The organism is Salmonella sp. SAL4457 (genome assembly GCF_046548235.1).
Classification (GTDB): Bacteria; Pseudomonadota; Gammaproteobacteria; order Enterobacterales; family Enterobacteriaceae; genus Salmonella; species Salmonella enterica.
Genome location: NZ_JBGDZO010000497.1, coordinates 1 through 272, shown reverse-complemented (window position 1 = coordinate 272; position 272 = coordinate 1). Strand labels below are relative to the sequence as shown.

The 272-nt window shown below is 70.2% G+C and carries 1 protein-coding gene; it reads right to left on the bottom strand.

The window, feature by feature from the left end; translation table 11 throughout:
- Nucleotides 1-272 (bottom strand): MFS transporter (locus ACLJNW_RS25210; RefSeq protein WP_410961360.1); only part of this gene is annotated, 272 nt, incomplete at both ends.

The window sequence follows — 272 nt, the reverse complement described above, 5'->3', positions numbered from 1 at the left end:
CAGCAGGATGGCGCAGGCGCGGATCAGCCAGGCGCGGTCGCGACGGTCGGACAGCCAGCCGAGCGGCCACTGCACCAGCAGCCCGGCGAAGATGCAGGCGCCCATGTACAGGCCGACCTGCTCGTTGGGCAACCCCAACTGGTTGGCATACAGCGGCGCCAGGCCATAGAAGGATCCGACCACCACCCCCGAGACCAATACGGGGGTCAGCGACTGCGGCACCCGGCGGATGAAGAAGCGTGGTTCGAGCGGCGCCGGGCGCAGCGCTGCGG